Source organism: Streptomyces sp. NPDC093801 (genome assembly GCF_040701585.1).
Classification (GTDB): Bacteria; Actinomycetota; Actinomycetes; order Streptomycetales; family Streptomycetaceae; genus Streptomyces.
Map to the genome: position 1 here is coordinate 72963 of NZ_JBFBDP010000023.1, position 16193 is coordinate 89155.

The 16193-nt window shown below is 67.9% G+C and carries 21 protein-coding genes and 1 pseudogene; 12 read left to right on the top strand and 10 right to left on the bottom strand.

Going from position 1 to position 16193, the window contains the following annotated elements; genetic code table 11:
• Positions 1 to 31: 31 nt before the first annotated feature.
• The 3 genes from AB0469_RS26030 to AB0469_RS26040 are packed head-to-tail and all read right to left on the bottom strand — an operon-like array spanning position 32 to position 1734.
• Entirely contained in the window at positions 32 to 844 is an 813-nt protein-coding gene (locus AB0469_RS26030) for a DUF4253 domain-containing protein (protein WP_366453859.1), read from the bottom strand.
• A gap of 9 nt (positions 845 to 853) precedes the next feature.
• Positions 854 to 1267: a hypothetical protein gene (locus tag AB0469_RS26035; protein ID WP_366453860.1), complete on the bottom strand. Its 414-nt coding sequence runs from the start codon at positions 1265 to 1267 to the stop codon at positions 854 to 856.
• A 41-nt stretch (positions 1268 to 1308) separates the two neighbouring features.
• Positions 1309 to 1734 (bottom strand): DUF4259 domain-containing protein, encoded by a 426-nt coding sequence (locus AB0469_RS26040; protein WP_366453861.1) that lies wholly within the window; start codon positions 1732 to 1734, stop codon positions 1309 to 1311.
• Between the two features lie 193 nt (positions 1735 to 1927).
• On the opposite strand from AB0469_RS26040, the gene AB0469_RS26045 reads away from it, so the two are divergent.
• The 5 genes and pseudogenes from AB0469_RS26045 (at position 1928) to AB0469_RS26065 (ending at position 6698) form a co-directional block, all read left to right on the top strand.
• A complete protein-coding gene (locus AB0469_RS26045; protein WP_351816481.1) occupies positions 1928 to 3145 on the top strand; it encodes an ABC-three component system protein in 1218 nt (405 codons plus the stop codon).
• Positions 3142 to 3618, top strand: coding sequence for a three component ABC system middle component (locus AB0469_RS26050; RefSeq protein WP_366453862.1), 477 nt, complete (start codon positions 3142 to 3144; stop codon positions 3616 to 3618). Before AB0469_RS26045 ends, AB0469_RS26050 begins: the two co-directional genes overlap by 4 nt.
• On the top strand, positions 3615 to 5579 hold the full coding sequence (locus AB0469_RS26055; RefSeq protein WP_366453863.1) for a DUF3732 domain-containing protein: 1965 nt from the start codon (positions 3615 to 3617) through the stop codon (positions 5577 to 5579). Before AB0469_RS26050 ends, AB0469_RS26055 begins: the two co-directional genes overlap by 4 nt.
• Positions 5580 to 5803: 224 nt before the next feature.
• Positions 5804 to 6055 (top strand): annotated as a pseudogene (locus AB0469_RS26060) (S24 family peptidase); the annotation flags it as partial.
• 130 nt (positions 6056 to 6185) lie between these two features.
• On the top strand, positions 6186 to 6698 hold the full coding sequence (locus AB0469_RS26065) for a hypothetical protein (protein ID WP_366453864.1): 513 nt from the start codon (positions 6186 to 6188) through the stop codon (positions 6696 to 6698).
• A 67-nt stretch (positions 6699 to 6765) separates the two neighbouring features.
• Here the strand turns inward: AB0469_RS26065 and AB0469_RS26070 are convergent, their stop codons facing one another.
• The 4 genes from AB0469_RS26070 to AB0469_RS26085 all read right to left on the bottom strand — a co-directional run bounded on the left by AB0469_RS26070 (position 6766) and on the right by AB0469_RS26085 (position 8717).
• Positions 6766 to 7323 carry a hypothetical protein gene (locus tag AB0469_RS26070; RefSeq protein ID WP_366453865.1) on the bottom strand — a complete coding sequence of 186 codons (558 nt, stop codon included), beginning with the start codon at positions 7321 to 7323 and terminating at the stop codon, positions 6766 to 6768.
• 97 nt (positions 7324 to 7420) lie between these two features.
• Positions 7421 to 7600 carry a hypothetical protein gene (locus AB0469_RS26075; RefSeq protein ID WP_366453866.1) on the bottom strand — a complete coding sequence of 60 codons (180 nt, stop codon included), beginning with the start codon at positions 7598 to 7600 and terminating at the stop codon, positions 7421 to 7423.
• Between the two features lie 21 nt (positions 7601 to 7621).
• A complete protein-coding gene (locus AB0469_RS26080) occupies positions 7622 to 7831 on the bottom strand; it encodes a hypothetical protein (protein WP_366453867.1) in 210 nt (69 codons plus the stop codon).
• Positions 7832 to 7922: 91 nt separating this feature from the next.
• Positions 7923 to 8717 (bottom strand): hypothetical protein, encoded by a 795-nt coding sequence (locus AB0469_RS26085; protein WP_366453868.1) that lies wholly within the window; start codon positions 8715 to 8717, stop codon positions 7923 to 7925.
• Positions 8718 to 8989: 272 nt separating this feature from the next.
• Here AB0469_RS26085 and AB0469_RS26090 point away from each other — a divergent pair, with 272 nt between their 5' ends.
• Positions 8990 to 9418, top strand: coding sequence for a hypothetical protein (locus AB0469_RS26090; protein WP_366453869.1), 429 nt, complete (start codon positions 8990 to 8992; stop codon positions 9416 to 9418).
• Complete coding sequence (locus tag AB0469_RS26095; protein ID WP_366453870.1) at positions 9411 to 9677, top strand: hypothetical protein; 267 nt, start codon at positions 9411 to 9413, stop codon at positions 9675 to 9677. The genes AB0469_RS26090 and AB0469_RS26095 overlap by 8 nt, the downstream gene beginning before the upstream one ends.
• A 94-nt stretch (positions 9678 to 9771) precedes the next feature.
• Here the strand turns inward: AB0469_RS26095 and AB0469_RS26100 are convergent, their stop codons facing one another.
• The gene (locus AB0469_RS26100; RefSeq protein WP_366453871.1) at positions 9772 to 10335 is read right to left on the bottom strand and encodes a hypothetical protein; all 564 of its coding nucleotides are present in this window, start codon (positions 10333 to 10335) and stop codon (positions 9772 to 9774) included.
• 164 nt (positions 10336 to 10499) lie between these two features.
• Between AB0469_RS26100 and AB0469_RS26105 the strand changes: the two genes are divergently transcribed.
• The 5 genes from AB0469_RS26105 (at position 10500) to AB0469_RS26125 (ending at position 14809) form a co-directional block, all read left to right on the top strand.
• Positions 10500 to 11807: a DNA polymerase III subunit beta gene (locus tag AB0469_RS26105; protein WP_366453872.1), complete on the top strand. Its 1308-nt coding sequence runs from the start codon at positions 10500 to 10502 to the stop codon at positions 11805 to 11807.
• Positions 11808 to 11907: 100 nt separating this feature from the next.
• Positions 11908 to 12237: a hypothetical protein gene (locus AB0469_RS26110; protein WP_366453873.1), complete on the top strand. Its 330-nt coding sequence runs from the start codon at positions 11908 to 11910 to the stop codon at positions 12235 to 12237.
• Complete coding sequence (locus AB0469_RS26115; protein WP_366453874.1) at positions 12234 to 12545, top strand: hypothetical protein; 312 nt, start codon at positions 12234 to 12236, stop codon at positions 12543 to 12545. The genes AB0469_RS26110 and AB0469_RS26115 overlap by 4 nt, the downstream gene beginning before the upstream one ends.
• A gap of 329 nt (positions 12546 to 12874) precedes the next feature.
• Positions 12875 to 14299: a hypothetical protein gene (locus AB0469_RS26120; protein WP_366453947.1), complete on the top strand. Its 1425-nt coding sequence runs from the start codon at positions 12875 to 12877 to the stop codon at positions 14297 to 14299.
• Between the two features lie 186 nt (positions 14300 to 14485).
• Entirely contained in the window at positions 14486 to 14809 is a 324-nt protein-coding gene (locus AB0469_RS26125; protein WP_366453875.1) for a hypothetical protein, read from the top strand.
• 212 nt (positions 14810 to 15021) lie between these two features.
• Here AB0469_RS26125 and AB0469_RS26130 read toward each other — a convergent pair whose 3' ends face one another.
• Together AB0469_RS26130 and AB0469_RS26135 are read right to left on the bottom strand one after the other, a co-directional pair.
• A complete protein-coding gene (locus AB0469_RS26130; RefSeq protein ID WP_136214607.1) occupies positions 15022 to 15276 on the bottom strand; it encodes a hypothetical protein in 255 nt (84 codons plus the stop codon).
• A gap of 241 nt (positions 15277 to 15517) precedes the next feature.
• Positions 15518 to 15991: a hypothetical protein gene (locus AB0469_RS26135; RefSeq protein ID WP_366453876.1), complete on the bottom strand. Its 474-nt coding sequence runs from the start codon at positions 15989 to 15991 to the stop codon at positions 15518 to 15520.
• Positions 15992 to 16193: the final 202 nt, after the last annotated feature.

The following is a 16193-nucleotide window of genomic DNA, read 5'->3' on the forward strand; positions in this document are numbered from 1 at the left end:
GCCGGTGATCATTTCCCGGCCGGGGGATGGATCAGTCCCACCAGAAGTTCCAGCTGTGGGCCCCGGTGATCCGCTCGGCGTACGCGGTCAGCGTGTACGGCCTTCTGCCCTGCCAGACGTTGTCCGGGCAGAAGGCGAAGTGCTCGGCCGCGACCAGGAGGGCGTCTTCCTCGTTCATCGGTGGGGTGGCGACGCTGAGGTGCAGTGTGGAGAAGCCGACCGCGATGACCCGGGCGCCGAATCGGTGCTCCCAGTCGCTGATGACCGCAGAGAACTTGGCGGTGTCGTTGTCGTGATTGAGGGGGCCGCACCAGCCTGCAACAGTGAGGGTATCGGAGCCGGATGCAGCCGCGACCAGTCCCAGCCGGGACTGCGGACGGTCGGCGAGAAACGCCTGGGCGTACTCGGCTGCCAGTTCGTCTGGGTCGGTCGCGGCCGACCGAGTGGGAGCGATGCCGGGCCAGGCTTGCCCGAAGGGGGCCGTGACGGCGAGGCGCCGTTTGGCGTCGAGCATGTCGTCGCCTTCGTCGAGGGCGGTGTATGTCGCCCACCACTCCTCGAGAAGACCAGCCGGATCGTGGATCGCCGGAGAAGACATCCGCTCGGGCATGAGCTCGCCCGATCCCCACGGCCGGAACTCATCATCATTCGGATCCAGCGCGTCAAGCAGCAACGGCCACAGCCCGGAGCGAGTGTGCTCGGCATGTAGCTGAGTCCATAGTCCGGCCGTGGCCGGCCGGTCACTGAGCCATAGGGGCTGCACGTCTCCATCTCCTTCATCGGATGTGATCATCCGGCCGGGCGGGAGCGGGCTCTCAAGGCTCAGTCGGGGTTCAGGGTGCACGGGTGGATGCTAGTTCTGTGGCTCTGCGGGGTCGGACACGCGGTCGCGGAACTGCTGGAACGCATGCCAGCCCGACGTCTGCCCGGCAGTGATCAAGTCGCCTTCGGCACAGTCGATGACCTTGCAGCCCAGAGTTTCGGCAAGCCGGAAGACGGGTGTGAGCACGTCATCGCCGGATCCCCGGATGTGGAGCATGATCGAGTCCACTGGGTCCTCATCGCCGATGTTGAGTTCCATGGACCAGGTGGGTCCGAGTAGCTCTCCCCAGGTCGGGTCCGAGAGATCGGCGTCCGGGGCGGCCTGGGCGACGGCCGCGAGCACGTCGTGGAGGCGGCCGAGCGGGGGCGAGGTGTGATCGACTGGGATCTCTTGGACCGAGGTCACGTTGTCGGGTAGGCGGAGGAGAAGCACATCCCAGCTCATGGCGGCCTTCCGGATGGAGTGAGGTAGTGGTTGCGGTGCGGTCAGATAAGGCTGAGCTGCTCTCCGGGCGGCTGCGGCAGGAGCACCCCCCGCAGGCGGCGGATATTCGCGCGCCAGGGGCCGCCATCCGATTCCGCCCATAGTTCCATCAACTCGGACGGGTCGGTCATGACGCGGTCAAGGGCCTGAAGGGCGAGATCGCGCAAGCCGGTGAGATCAGGAAGCGGCTCTTCCGGCCCATACACGGGATCGGCAGGCTCGCCGCCAGAGCATTGCGCGGCGACGAGGGCGGCCGCAGCAACGGCTTGCTCAGATTCGGGTGCTTCCAGATCGCCCGCGGTGTCGATCACACGGGTGAGGATGCCGCGGACGATGCCTTCACGTTCGCCTGCGGCTGCCTCGTCGAGGTCGTCACAGAAGTCCGCTGCGGTGTCGTTGTCGAAGGGGCCGACATCCCAAGTGCCCATGGTCTCTCCAGATCAATCTTGGTCTTGACCGAGGCAGCCTGACAGAGGCCACTGACAGGAGCAGCCGCGCAGTCCAAGGGATGCCTGCGACCTTCTCCCGTGGTGCCTCATTCAGAGAGGCAGAGCACCCACCCTTATGCGGATCGTCCGCCTCATGGAATGATCGCGGGACCGGTCTGGATTGGGGGGCGTGATGGCAGACGGGGGAGAGCAATACGAAGCGTCGGCGTCCGCTTTGGGCTACCTGTTCCAGTTCGCCAAAGCTCTGCACATGTGCATCGAGCAGTGGATGAGCGCTGGGCCCGACTGGAGCATTGCAGTTGAGGCCGCCGACGATATCGAACAGCACATCGGCTCCGTGACTGACCTTCTTCAGCTCAAACAGCGTGCCGAGGGCGTTCGGTTGACTGATACGTCTAAGGATCTCTGGAAGACCCTCCGGATCTGGGCAGAGGCAGCTACGGCAGGACGCATCGACCTGGAGGAGACGAACCTCTACCTGCTCACCACCGCTGAGCTGCCTGCGGACAGCGTTGGCTACCTCCTTCAGCATCGCACCACGGGGCACCGCGATGAGGAGCGAGCCCTGAAGCAGCTCTGTGCTGCGGCCGAAGCCTCAAAGACCAAGAGCCAAGACCTCCTGAAGTCATTCGCTGCGCTGACCGGCATGGCCAAGCCGCTGCAGAGCGCCTTGCTCGCGCGGATCCAGGTCGTCGGGGGTACCGAGGACATCGCCGACGTCCGTACCGCAATGCTCCGCCTCGCCGCAGTGGCCGCCGGCCACGACGCGGCGAAAGCCTTCTTGAACCGGCTGGAGGGCTGGTTCTACGACCGGGTGATCGAGCAGATGCGTACGCCGGGCGGCAGCCCCGTCACCGGTGTCGAGTTCGACGAGGTGTTCAGCAGCCTCCAGCGGCAGTTTCAGCACGACAACCTGCCGATCGACGGCGACATCACTCGTATGACCGGCGACCCCACGGAACAGGCAGAGAAGATCTTCGTCCGACAACTGGGGCTCATCGGAGTGGGCTCTACACGCATCGGCTTCGCTGTCCGGGACTACGTGCGCGCCTTCGCACAGCGCTCGCGATGGACCAACGAGAACCTGCTACGCCCTGGCGAGATCGGCGAGTACGAGCGCCGACTGGTGGAGGAGTGGGAAGCCCGCTTCGCCGTGATGGAGGAAGAACTCGGCCCCGAGGCCACCGAGGAGCAGAAGAAGGCCGAAGCCAAGCTGATCTACCGATGGGTCGACCAAGAGGCCCGCTTCCAGATTCGCACCGGATGCGACGAGGTCTTCGTGACCAAGGGCTCCTACCACATGCTCGCCGACGAGCGCCGAGTCGGTTGGCACCCCGATTTCGCCGCCCGCCTGATGCGGCTCCTTGAGCCCGTCGAGGTCCTTGGATGAACCTGAGCCGCGAAGAGCGCGCCCTCTACAACCCCGCCTTCACCGCGCTTCTGTGCACCCGTGCCGTCCAAGGCCACGAGCAGCAGTACGGCACCCCCTGCCCGCTGCCCGTGGCCGTCGTGGCAGGGATCATGGCCCTCCAGCCCGCGATCAGGGCGGTACTCCCCAGCACCCTGAACAGCGGCCTGATGAAGTGGCTCGACACGAATGACGCCGTGCGCGTGGCCATGACCCGCAACGCGGCCTCCCTCGCCGCTGTGGTGCGCCCCGGCGTCCTGTTTGCCCTCCAGACCAGGACTCTGAGGGCCACAGAAGAGGGACTCACCCTGGCCCTGGGCCCCACCACCAAGGGGATCAAGGGAGCAACCGATCAGACCATCGCGATCCAGCAAGCCGCCCAGTTCCTCGGGCGCTGGCTGCCCAGCACGGGCAGCCTCAGCACAGTCCTGACCCTTCTCGGAGTCAAACCGTGACGTTCCAAATTAAAGCGGTCACCATCTACGGCAAGAAGCCCGGTGAGATGCGTACCGTCCCCTTCCAGCTCGGCGCCCTCAACATCGTCACGGGTGACTCCCGACGTGGAAAGAGCGCGCTGCTGACGATCATCGACTACTGCCTCGCCAGCTCTGACTACCCCGTCAAAGCGGGCAAGGTCCGTACCTACGTCAGCACCTACGCCATCACCCTCGTCAAGTCCGGCGAGCAGCTCTTCGTAGCTCGTCAGGCGCCCAAGGACAACGCCAAGACCAGCACCACGATGTGTGTGCTCACCCAGGCTCCCGGCAGCCCGCCGCCAGCCTTGGAGGATCTTCGGTTCACGACGCCCGAGGACACCGCCAAGGCCTACTTGAGCGACTTCTGCGGCATCGACAACACCGTCCGCGTGCCAGCCGTCGGCAAGAACACGCTCATAGCCCCGTCCATCCGCCACGCCCTCTTCTTCTGTTTCCAAGCTCAGAACGAAGTCGCTAACCCTGATGTTCTCTTCCACTCGCAGGGCGAGGAGTGGAGACCGAACACCATTCGCGGAGTTGTCCCGTACTTCCTCGGCGCGGTCGATCCCGAGCAGGCACTGCTTCACAACAAGCTCCGCAACCTTCGCCGGGACCTGGCCGACAACGAAGCCAAGCTCGCCGTATCCGCAGACCGAACTCCCGCCAGCGGCCAGGCTCAGGCTCTCCTGACTGAAGCCGTCGAAGTCGGCCTGCTGCCCCCGCAGACCGGCGCGCAGACCGCAGATGATGTTCTCCAGCTCCTCCGTCGTCTCCGCAATGAACTGGCTCACGGCGGCGCGCTGCGGCCTCACGAGACCGGCGGCGACCCCCTTGCAACCCTCCACGCCCGCCGAGCGGACCTGCGCCGAGATTTCGCGCTGGCTCGGGCCCGGATCGCTGACCTCAAGGGTGCCCTCGCTGAGAACGACGAATTTAGCGACCAGGCCATCGAGCAGCGTGCCCGCCTTACCTCCCTCGGCCTCCTCCGGCAGGACGCAGAAGCCGGGGATCTCGACCACTGCCCCGTCTGCGACAGCACCATCCCCTCGGCGAACGACACTATTGCCAGCCTCACACGGGATCTCGCCCTCCTCGACGGCGACCTCGGGGTCATCCGAAACGACACCCCCGCTATCCGCCGGCTCATCGCCGACCAGGAAGACCGCCTGCAAGAGCTCCGTTCAGAACTTGCCCGCAATCAGGAGCAGGTTCAAGAACTCACCACGGGCCTGCGCACGACCCAACAGGAGCCCGATGACCTGCGCCGGGCCGCCATCGTCCAGGGACGCATCAGCCTCTACGTCGATACGATCGCCCAGCAGGCCGCGGCGCCTCGTGTCCTGGACCGCCGTGAGGAACTGCGCGACCAAATCGCGAGGCTGGAGGAACAGCTCAGCGGGAGCACCCAGGACGAGCGTCTCGCCAGCTTCCTCTCCCTGATTAACCAAGACATCAGGGAGAAGGCCAGGAGACTGGACCTGGACTTCGCGGCCTCGCCCATACGGCTCGACCTCAACCGGCTCACGGTTATCGCCGACACCACCGACGGACCCGTCCAGCTCAAGGACATGGGGAGTGCCGAGAATCATCTGGGCTACCACGTTTCCACTCTGCTCAGCCTCCATGAGTGGTTCACCAGGCACCAGAGTCCGGTTCCCCGCATCTTGGTCCTCGACCAACCGTCGCAGGTGTACTTCCCAGCAGAACCGACAGGCGAGGAAGTCCTGCAGACCAACGACCGCACGCATCTGCTGAACACTTACGAGGCCATTCACCGCACGTTGCAGCAACTCGCCGGCAAGATGCAGGTCATCGTCATGGAACACGCCGACCTCGACGACCCAGCCTTCAGCCAGCACGTTGTCGAGCGCTGGCGGTACGGCAACGACTCAGGACTCGTGCCCTCGACCTGGATGGAGCCAGATACCCCGGAGAGCTGATGAGTGGCCGACTACCACCTCGACCGCCCGCCGCAGCGGCGGCGGGCGGTCATGAAATGAATCAAGCGACCGCTGACACGGTGTTCTCGCGAAAGATCTGAGTCCCTACGGCTGTATCAGTGCACATACCCGGGCGCGCGAACTCAGGTCAGACCGCACGCGATCGGGCGCAGTCTGCCATCGGTTCCCTTCCTGAGCCCTCCAAGATTCGGCGAACCCGTCGGATTCCGGTGGTCGGCGACAGCATGATCGAGGCCGCCATCTGCGACGGCGACATCGTCACCGTGCGCAAGGCCGACAGCGCGGACCACGGCGACATCGTCGCCGCCATGCTGGACGGCGAAGCCACCGTCAAGCGCCTGCGCCGCGAGAACGGCCGGGTCTGGCTCATGCCGCACAACGCGGCCCATCAGCCGATCCCCGGCGACGACGCCGTTATCCTCGGCAAGGTAGTCGCCGTCCTGCGCGCGCTCTGAAACCAGAGCGCCCCGCCGCCCATCGGGACGTTTCCCTCGGCACGGCGTCCCCCTACACCAGCCCGGCAGAACGCCGGCACGTACCAGCCTAACGACGGGACCCGACTTGACCCAGATGCCCGGAGCACGCGTGCCGGGACGGACCTGGACGGTCCGCCTCACCGGCCACCCCGACCACACCGTCTCCGTCACCTGCAGCACCGCCGCGTGCCGGATGCCGCCCCGTACGAAGGACGCGGCGAGCATGCGGCGCTTCGCCGCAGAACACGCCAAGGCCCACGGCCGCCTCGCCAGCGCCCGCCCCAACGCCGCCTGCAGCTGCGGCAGCGCCCAGTGCGCCCTCCACGAAGCCCGCGTCCACTGCACCGGCCCCAGCCTCCTGGTCCTCGTCCACAACCCGGCCGTCGGCCAGGTCTGGACACTGGCCGAGGTCTGCCAGACCTGCGCCCAGAACATCCCGCACATCACCATCCTGGCCACGGGCAAGCCCGCACTCCCCAACCCCGCGGCCCCGGCCGTCGAGCAGCCGGTGCATCGCGCCGCGGTGCCGGGCGGATTCTCCTCACCGGAGGCCGCTCCCGATCCGTCACCGGGGCGCCGCCGTCCCCACCGCGCCCAATGGCAGCGCCGCTCGGGAAGCTGAGCCCGCCGGGGCCAGCCGCCGTGCCGCGCAGACGGGCGCTCGGGGCGCGGCTCACGAGGGCTCGGCGTCAGGTTCGGGTCACGCTGTAGCCGGTGTCGTTGAGAGCGGCCGTCCAGACCTCCCGGTTGAACCACTTGGTGATGTCCGGTTGCATCGCCGTGATGGCGGCCATCCGGGCCTGCCAGTCGGCGCCGGTGGGCCGCTTGTCCTGGCAGCCGGTGCAGCCGTCCTCTCCGTGGATGTGCCCGGCCATCCAGGCGTTGACGGCGACGTTGACGATGACGTTGTAGAGATCGCCGCCGCTCTCCTCCAGGGCATCGGGCACGCCTGCGAGGATCAGCGCGAGCTCCGGATTGTCGACCGGAGGCATCGGCGCGCGTCCCACCTGGCCGGGCGCGCTGTCGTCCTCGGCGGCCTGCCGCTGCTGGGCGATGCTGGCCGCGAGACCGGCCGGGTCGAAGTACCGCCAGGCGGACCGTTCCTGAATCCCCAGTTGGGCGGCGACGGCGCGGATGTTCCGCTCGATGGTGTCGGCGACCGTACCCGGGCGGACGGTCACACCCTGGCGGGCCAGCTCGGCCAGCGTGTCGGCGACGGCTTCGTTGAACGCTTTGGTGTTCCTCATGGACGCCATCCTTCAGGAACGCCCACGGCCCCGGGATCCCGATCCATCCTGCTTCATGCTTGGGGAGTGCGAGTTGACCACCCTAGGCATCCGAGGGTCAGCCGCTGCGCGGCCGCCCGAGCGGCCACTGTCCGGTGAACTCCCTGAGCCGGTCGCGCTGGCGGTCCTCCTCCGCGATGACGTCGTTGAGCACGGCCTGATCGACGTGGGGAGCGACGGCGTCGAGGACCAGGCGCTGGAGCTCGGCGGGGTCGAGCGCCTCGACCTCCCACTGCACCGGCTGGGCGGGGTCGAGCCCTTACCGGCGGGCGAACCCGGCCCAGCGCGGGTCGCCGGCCTTCCCCGCAGCGGCGGGCAGGTCGTACGCGCGGACCTGGTCGTGCGTGAGCAGCACGCTCTCCACACGGGTCCAGCAGGCCGTCCGGGCGACCCAGTCCCGCTCGATGTCGGCCCCCGAGGCGTCGAAGTCCCCGACGTTTCTCCGGGGCGCCGCGAGCGTGCAGTTCAAGTTCACGCAGCTCAGAAGCGGTCGCGCTGACGATAGCGCGTGCGACACCTGTGGTGCACGCGGCTGGCTACAGAGTCACCTGATCGCACTGCTATGAGTCCGAGTCGGCGGGTTCGCTGCCGTCCTCATCGGAGTTGTCCTCTTCCCCGGACCCCCTTCGAGCTGGCCCAACATGATCTTCAACAGATCGAGCTGGAAGAGGTACGAAGCCATCGGGCAACCAGGGCGCCTCGAACGAGGTCGTCCAGCCGAGAGGAAGTTCCGGCGCTAGGCTGCCCAGGATGGCCCCCGGATGCCGAAGGCGGTAGTAGCGCTTCAGCATCGCGCCAACCACGTTGAGGGCGGTGTCGAGCTCTTCCCAGGACAGCGAAAGCCCGAGGGTTGCACCATTTCGCTGGCGGTGCAGCAGGATCTTGTTGGTGTACTTGCGGACGGTACCGAACGTCGTTGCAAGGGTGTCGATGTCCGCCTGCACCAGCTGCGCGTCGATGTGGGACTGCCCAGGCCTGGAGAACAGGTCAAAACCCGGCTTAACGCCCGCCTTCAGTTCATCATCCCGCGAGGGGTCCGCGTCAATCGCCGCCTCGTAGCGGACCCGGCTGGCGATCTCCGGGAACTTCACGAGTTCGTCGAGACACCACCGCAGGCTGGACGTATCTGCGCCGGCGTCGCACTCACGCCTGACTCCCGCAACCTGATTCACCACGTAGAGCCTTGTAACCCAGTTGGTCACGATGGTGTTGAGCTCGACTGCAGTCGGCGCCTTCCACATCTCCTCGATCGTCAACCAAACGTGGCGGTTGTGAAAGAGGGTGATGACGTCCCTGTACGAGTCGTCGTATGCCGCGCACCAGCGCTCCCAGCGGGCGTCCAGATCCATAGTCATGCGGCGAGGCTATGGGCCCTCGCTGACCTCTGCGCGCACTTTTGTGCGACTGGAGCAAGGCCGACCAGCAGTGGCCCGTGGCGGTTCACCCGGTGGTCGTGGGAGCAGTGTGGCTGCCACTGCAGGCTCCGAGGGCTGGCCCAGTGCAGAGTTCCATCTTTCGGCCAACCGGCGGAGCAACCACTCCGACCGTCCGCTGTTGTCGGGCTTTTCCCGTGTTGCCGCTTAGCGTGACTCGGGTGGGAATGCAGAGGTACCAAGAGCACCGGCTGATGGACGAGCTGCATGACGCTAGGCGGCTCACGCGCCGACCGCACCCTCCGCCGCTCGTCTACTGCGCCGTCGGCGCGGCGCTGGCACTGGCAACAGCGTCCCTGCTGGCGCTGGTATCGGTCTACGGTGCCAAGACCGTGGGCTCCCGAATCGCCTACGGGGCCAGCGGGCTGGTGGTTGCCATCACAGTTGGCCTCCTGATCACCGGCATCAATCACCGTCGACGCTGCGTCTTCGCGGCCTACGCTGTTGGTCTTCGACTGGCCGCAGCGTTGAATCCGCGCGTCGAGGGGCAGAGGCTGGACCCAAACTTTTGGCCGCACGCTGATGAAGAACTGGATCGGCTTCAGGGATTTCTCGCCCGTTCAGGCGCCTACCGACAAGCCGAGGCGCTAGTCAAGGCTCGCTCGGGAGCAATGGATGGCTAGCGCCTGGCGGTGGTACCTACAGTACGTCGCCGTACCCGTTGCGGGTTCGGTGGCGGTCGTCGTGGGCGCCATCTTCGGGGCCGAACTCAGCCATGACGCGCCGAGCACGCCGGACTGCATGGTTCAGCTGACGCAGGCGACCAGCCTCATCGACAAGCACCCGGAGCTGCAACCTTTCGTGAAGGGCAGCCCAGAGGTTGAAAAGGAGTGTCGCCTCAGCGAGGTGGTCCGTCGGCTGAAGTCTCATCCCTCCAAGTGACCGTCGCACCTGACCTCGACATACGACACTTGCCGACTGCCTCGACAGGCCGTCTACCCTCCGGCTTGGCCCACGGATAAGGTGACCTGCTGATTCATCCCGAAGGTGGGGGCGCGTCGCGTCCGCGGTTGAGCTGGGCCATCAGCTCGCGGTTGGCCCCGCGGGCGGCGGCGCGGTCGTCGTCGCGGTCCTGGAGCGTGAGCTCCAGGTCGACGACCTGCTGTTCGAGGGTGGTGATCCGGGCCTGGAGCTGTTCGGCATCGTCTGGGCCGCCGATGCCGGACTCGCGCCAGACCTGCTCGCCCAGGACCTCGCTGAGGCGGGCTTCGAGACGCCGGATGTGTCCGGCGAGGCGGGCAGTGCGGGCGTCGGCTGCCGCCAGGTCGGCCTGCAACGAGGCTCGGCTGACCGCCGGGCCCCGGTCGCCCGGGACCGTGGGCGGCTCTGCGGCCTGCGCGTGGATCTGCCCGAGCAAGTCGCGGTGGCGGTAGAGGAAGGTGCGGTCGACGCCCGCGCGGCGGGCGATTGCCGCGACGCTGGCCTCAGATCCGTCCTTCGCGGCCTCGGCCAGTGCGGCGAGGACCCGCTGTCGGCGCCGGCCGGTGTCAGCCCGGCGGCCTTCCAGCATGGCCTGGACGGCGGGGTCGGTCGGGGTCATGCGGGGCGCTCCGGTCGTAGGTCGGGCAGAGGCTGGGGAATGCGGGGCATGCCGAGGAAGCCCTGGCGGGTCTTTGTGAGTAGTGCATGGTATAGTTTTCTTGTTGGTCGGTGGTGGCGGCCGGTCAACAAGCCGATTCCACACCTCACTCTCCAGGGAGAGCCATGACCACGTCCGGAACGCAGGTCGCTACCTCCAGCGCAGCAAAGAAGGAGGAAAAGGAGTCCGTAGAGCCGACCGCGAACTTCGCGGGAATCCACGCGGAGATCATCGACGCTCTGAATTTCGCTGAATTCGGAATTGCCCCGAAGGCGCAGCCGCCCGCTCAGCGCGGTGTGCTGATCAAGACCGGCGGCAACCACGTCGTCTTCAGCGCCTACGACTTCGACACCGCGGTGTCGGTCATGGTCCCGGCCGCTACGCCCGCCGGGAAGGGCTCCTCGCTCCTCGACTTCCCGGAGCTGAAGAAGACGCTCGCGGCCATGGTCGCCGGGGAGACGAAGGCGGTGGCTGCCCGGACCCGCGTCTCGCTCGCCGGAGACCTGCTGGCCACCGAACACCTCACGGTGCCCATCACGACGCACGACATCCACGCGTACACTCAGCCGCTGGAGGCCGTGCCCGCCATGGCCACCATGGACGCGCGAACCTTCCTCGCCCAGCTCAACCGCGTACTGCCCACGGCGGGGACCGACGACACGCTGCCCGTGCTCACCGGCATCCAGGTGACGCTGGACGGCGAGACGCTCACCATGGCCGCCACGGACCGCTACCGCTTCGCCGTCGCGGAGGTCCCCGTCACCGCCACCGTGCAGCCGCTGGAGAAGCCGCTGACCGTGCTCATCCCGGCCGCCACCCTCTCCGCCCTGGCCAAGCGGCTGAAGACGCACGAAGGCCCCGTGGGCATCGGTCTCCTCACCGCCGATCGAGCCGAAGGGGAGCCCGTGGTCATCCTGCCCACCGCCCGCGCCACGCTGTCGCTGGGCGCCATCACCATCACGATGCGCTCACTGGACGGCAGTCTCCCCAAGTACGGGAAGTTGTTCCCCAAGGCGTGCGAGACGTCGGTCCGGCTCGACCGCGCCACGACCGTTCGGGCCGTCAAGAAGGCCCAGGGAGTCCTCGCCGCCAAGGGCCTCAAGAACGTCCCCGTCATGTTGGCCTGGGACACCGACGGCAACCTCACGCTCGCCCCTCTGCTGGACACGGCCGAAGGGGATGCCCGTACCAAGGGCATGCCCATCCCGACGACCATCACCCACGGCACCGGCGAAGGTCTGCGCGGTGGCCGCGGCGCCTTCAAGCCGAGCTTCCTGCTGGACGTGCTCGGCACGTTCACCGGCGACACCATCACCCTGCACCTGGATGAGATGAAGGACGGACAGATCAGCAAGCCCGGACTCTTCACCGAGGGCCCCGAAATGGCTGGCCAGGGCTACAGGCACCTGTTGATGCCCGTCCGCCTCTCCTGATCGAACAACCACCCGCGGGGGTGGGGCGCGCCGCCCCACCCCCGCCCCCGGCGGGGAGTGGCACCCCGCCGACCCGAACACGCCCACAGGAGGTACCCCCATGGCCTTGATGCTCGACTGGCGAGGAACCCCGATCACGCACCGCGCCTACGTCCTCTTCCCCCGGAAGTGGGGCCCCAGCGCCCACTCGACCGAGATGGTGGAAGGCGTCGTCCAGAGCTTCAGCCTCACCGGACAGATCACCGTCGACGTCCTTCGAACCTCCCGTCCGCGCGCGACCGGAGGCACCGGCCGCACCCGCTACGCGGTGCCGGCCCACAGCGTGACGGTCGTGCCCGATCCGGCCGGCCTTCGCGCCGGCGACTCGGGTGACGCCGCACCGCCTCCAGCCCCCAGGCGCCTGCCCCAGCCGCGCCCCTTGAGCTCTTGACGGTCGACGGGACGCAGTACGGGCCTTACCCCGGACAGCCCACCACGGCGCCGCGATCCCCGCACGGCACCTACCTGTTCACCGGCGAGACCGCGCAGCGCATCGTCGAAGACCTGCACCGGGACCACTGCGGCCTCACGGCAGCGTTCGAGCACGACGGCACGCTCACGTTCACCTGGGACGCCACCTATCGGGACGAGCCCGGCGCTGAGCGCGTCACCCCGGACGCCCAGGGCCGCTACGCGATCGGCGGACTGTGGCCCTGGGACAACTGGCAGGAGACCGGCGAGGCGACGCCCCAGCCCTGACGCTCCACCCGACCAGACCCCTGCCCGTGGAAGGACGTGTCTCGTTCCGCCACGGGCAGGGCCCGAAGCGGGGCGCGTCCAGCACGCGCCAGCAGCCCGCGGGCGGCCGGGACGCTCCGCAGCTCGCGACGGCCGGCGCGTCGTACACCGGCCTGTCCGACGACGGCTCCGGCCTCACCCGCAGGAGTGAATTCACCCCTCGCGTACGCGGGCGGGGATCTGACGATGCGCCCCCAACTGCCGCTCAAAACATAGCCATTGACAGTAAATGGGATCTTTCGCAATCTTTCGGACGTGGCTCCAGACGGGGGCCCGGAGAGGAGTTCGTGATGGGCAAGCGGGAGTTCTACGACGAGCAGGCAGCGGCCGGCAGGCTCGGAGTCCCGGTGGCCGCCTGGCATTGGGCGGCCGGGTCCGGACTGGTCCCGCCGGCGGACGCGGGGCCGGGGCAGTGGTCGCGGTCAGCGGTCGACGGGGCGGACGCGGAAGGCGTCCGCGCCGCCCTGCGCGGGCCGATGGCCGCGGGGCAGGCGGCGGACCGGCTGACCGAGGCCCTGGGCCAGCCCCTGCCGCGGTGCCGCCCGCGGGTGACAGCTGCAGCGGTCGGCCACCTGGTGAAGGCTGGCTTGCTGGTCTGGCTCGGCGGGGAAGCGGCGTGCCCCGACGTCCATCCGGACCAGCTGGCCGCCCTCGCCCGCCGCCGGGACCTGCCTGCCCTGCTGGACCGCCACGTCCCCTTCGGCCCGGACCAGGCCGCGCTCCGCCTGGGCGTGCGCAGGGTCGACTTCGACCAGGTCGTCAGGCTCGGATGGATCTCCCCGGCGGGCTCCGTGATGATCGACTACAAGTCCCACGGCGGCTTGACCAGGGTCCCCCTCTACTCGGGGGTCGATCTGGCCCTGCTCCCGGTCCTGCGGCCCGGAGTGGACTGGGAAGCGCTGCGCACGGTGCCCGCAGGCCGCCGCTCGCCGCTCGCTGGCCTCGCGCCGGTCGCACCCGGGCGAGACGTGGTGCTGCTGGCAGAGGTGGCGAGGATCGCCCGAGTCGGCCGCGCCGCGGTGGTGAACTGGCGCCGGCGGCACGCCGACTTCCCGGCCCCGGTCGGCGGGACGGACATCCACCCGGAATTCGACCGCAGCGCGGTGGCCACCTGGCTCCTCGACCACGACAAGATCGAGATCCCGTCCCAGATCCCGCCCGCCATGCTGCTCCTCGGCGGCGGCGAAGGCGCGACCAGGCTCCGGCTCGACGGCCCGCTGCTGCTCCTGGCGGACGACGCCCAGGACGAGGACCAGGACGAGGACCAGCTGACGGGCTGGACCACCGAGGACGACGCCGACACGCTGGCCAAGCTCACGGCCGGGGAGTTCGGAGCGTCGCTGCGCAGGCTGGCGGTGCCCGGAGCGGCGCCGCTGGCGGTGCCCGGCGAGGTGCGGCTCATCGACCTGTTCAGGAACGGATCGGGGGGGGGGGGGCTGAAGGTGACCCTGGCGTGGCCGGCCGCCCTCCGGGGCGCCGCCTCAGACAGTCAGGCGGGCGGAGTGGAGCGCCACGGCCTCGCGTACGCGGGATCGGGAGAGGCCTGCCCGTGCAAGCGGCACGCCTGCGGCGGCGTTGTTCCCGTCTCCTGGTGTGCAGAGCGCGGGGCGTCGGTCGAGCCGGTCCTGGAATGGCACCCGGGCGGTGGAATCCGGTGCGCTCACCTGGCTCGCAGCCGGAGCGGTGCCGCCGCAAGCGTTCCGTCCGGGGTCTGATCAGGCTGTGGCCGGGGCCTGGCGGCCCCGGCTCCGGGCAGCGGGTCCCGCTGGTGAGGACACCAGCGGACCAGGTGCCCCAGGAAGCGCACCACGCCCCGAAAGTGATGCATGCATGGTATAGTTATCTCAATGGTTGGTGGTGGCAGCCAACCAAATCCGAAGACACGATCGAGAGGATCTCAGATGACCATGACGACGGATCGGTACGACCCCGCACCCGGCACCGAGTACCCGTTCTCCATCTCGGACATCGCCCGCCTGGCGGTGAAGCTCCTCGGCGACGACTGGCACGCCGAGTCCGGCTACTGGGGCGTTGTCGGCGAGATCACCACCCGGGACGGCGCCCGGTTCATCGTGGGCGTGGACCATGAGGGAGACCTCTACGTCCACGCGGACAAGAACGCCGAGCCGACCTTCCTCATGGAGTACTTCGACTGCACCAGCGCCTTCGACGGCCTGGAAGAGGTCACCAAGCGCGTCGTCGCGGTGATCCTCGACATCGCCTGATTCGCGTTCTCAGGCACGCCCTGGGGCGCCAGGCGCGCCCCAGGGCTGGCTCTTCGAAGGAGCCCCTGATGCGATTCCGATCACGACGACGACGGGGCCGACCCCGCCACGGTCCAGGTGCCCCTGGAGGGTGGCCGTCGCCGTCGAGACGGCCTCGATCGCCCTGAGCTGGGGCGGGGCGGCGAGTATCTGCACGTTCGCTGCGAGACCGTTTACAGCCCGTCGGTGTTCAGCTGGTCCAGATACTTCCTTAGGAACCGGTGCACTTGCTCGTCAGTGGCGACGTCCTCGCTGTCGAAGCGGCTGTCTGCCCACGAGGTGTTCCCGCTGGAACGGATGCGCAACTCCCCGCCCGTGATCCGGTAGTGCCGGTATTCAGAGATGTTGCGCGCCTCATAGCTGGTCTTGCGCTCGAAGCCCTCGTTCATCTCCAGCAGCTGCTGGCGTACTTCCCTCGTCAGGCGCACGGATCCCTCCACCTCTCATAGCAGTGGAGGGATCCTGTCACGGCTCAGGTGCAGCGCCGGCCCTGATGGGTGATTTTGCGGAGACGATGGGCCGGAGACGCGCCCCCGCGGGTACACATGTGGACCAGCTGGTCCCTCAGCCGTGCCTGCCCGTCCACCCGTGCCCGAGGCCACGGCGTTGCGGCGGAGACGGTGTGGCAGCGAGGGCCGCCGCCCGTTCTGGATGGACTTGCCCGCCAGGTCAGCCCTTCTGGGCGGCGAGTCGGCGTACGGCGCGCTTGATCGAGCCAAGCTCTTTCAACACCTGGTCCATCGCGGAGTCCATCAGCATGACCGGGTCGTCAGCGGACCAGAAGCGCACTGCCTGCGCTACCTGATGCTCCCAGAACCCGGCGTCCTCGGCGGCTTCGAAGCCGAGCTGTGAAGCAAGTTCGGCAAAGCCGTCCCCGGGTCGGCCGGTTGCCTTGGCAACGACAAGCGCCGACAGCAGTGGCCGGCCGTGCTGGTGCTCGTAGACGCTGATGTGGCCGAGCTTTGGGTAGAGCCCGTGCATCTGGTTCCGCGACGTGTAGGGGTCCAAGCCATGTGGGTCGACGCGTTGCGCGAATTCCTTGTAGCCGATGCAGGCGGAAAGCGGATCTGCTGGGTCGCCAGCCTGGGCAAGGGAGCGCAGAAGGCGGTGCATGTCGCGTTCGATGGGAGTGAGAGTAAGCACGCGAGCTCCTCGTAGGGAGGGGACCCGTAGGTCCGAATGTCCGTGGACGTAGCGTCCGTAGACGCGCTTTGACGGTAGCTCACGTGAGGCCGACGGCGCTACGCCCCTTGCCCTGGGCACAGTTGGGTGGGCCCAGCTCGACACCGTCGGCATGGTGCGATGCCGAGATAGACGCTAGTGATGTATCTGTGGTATAGTTGTC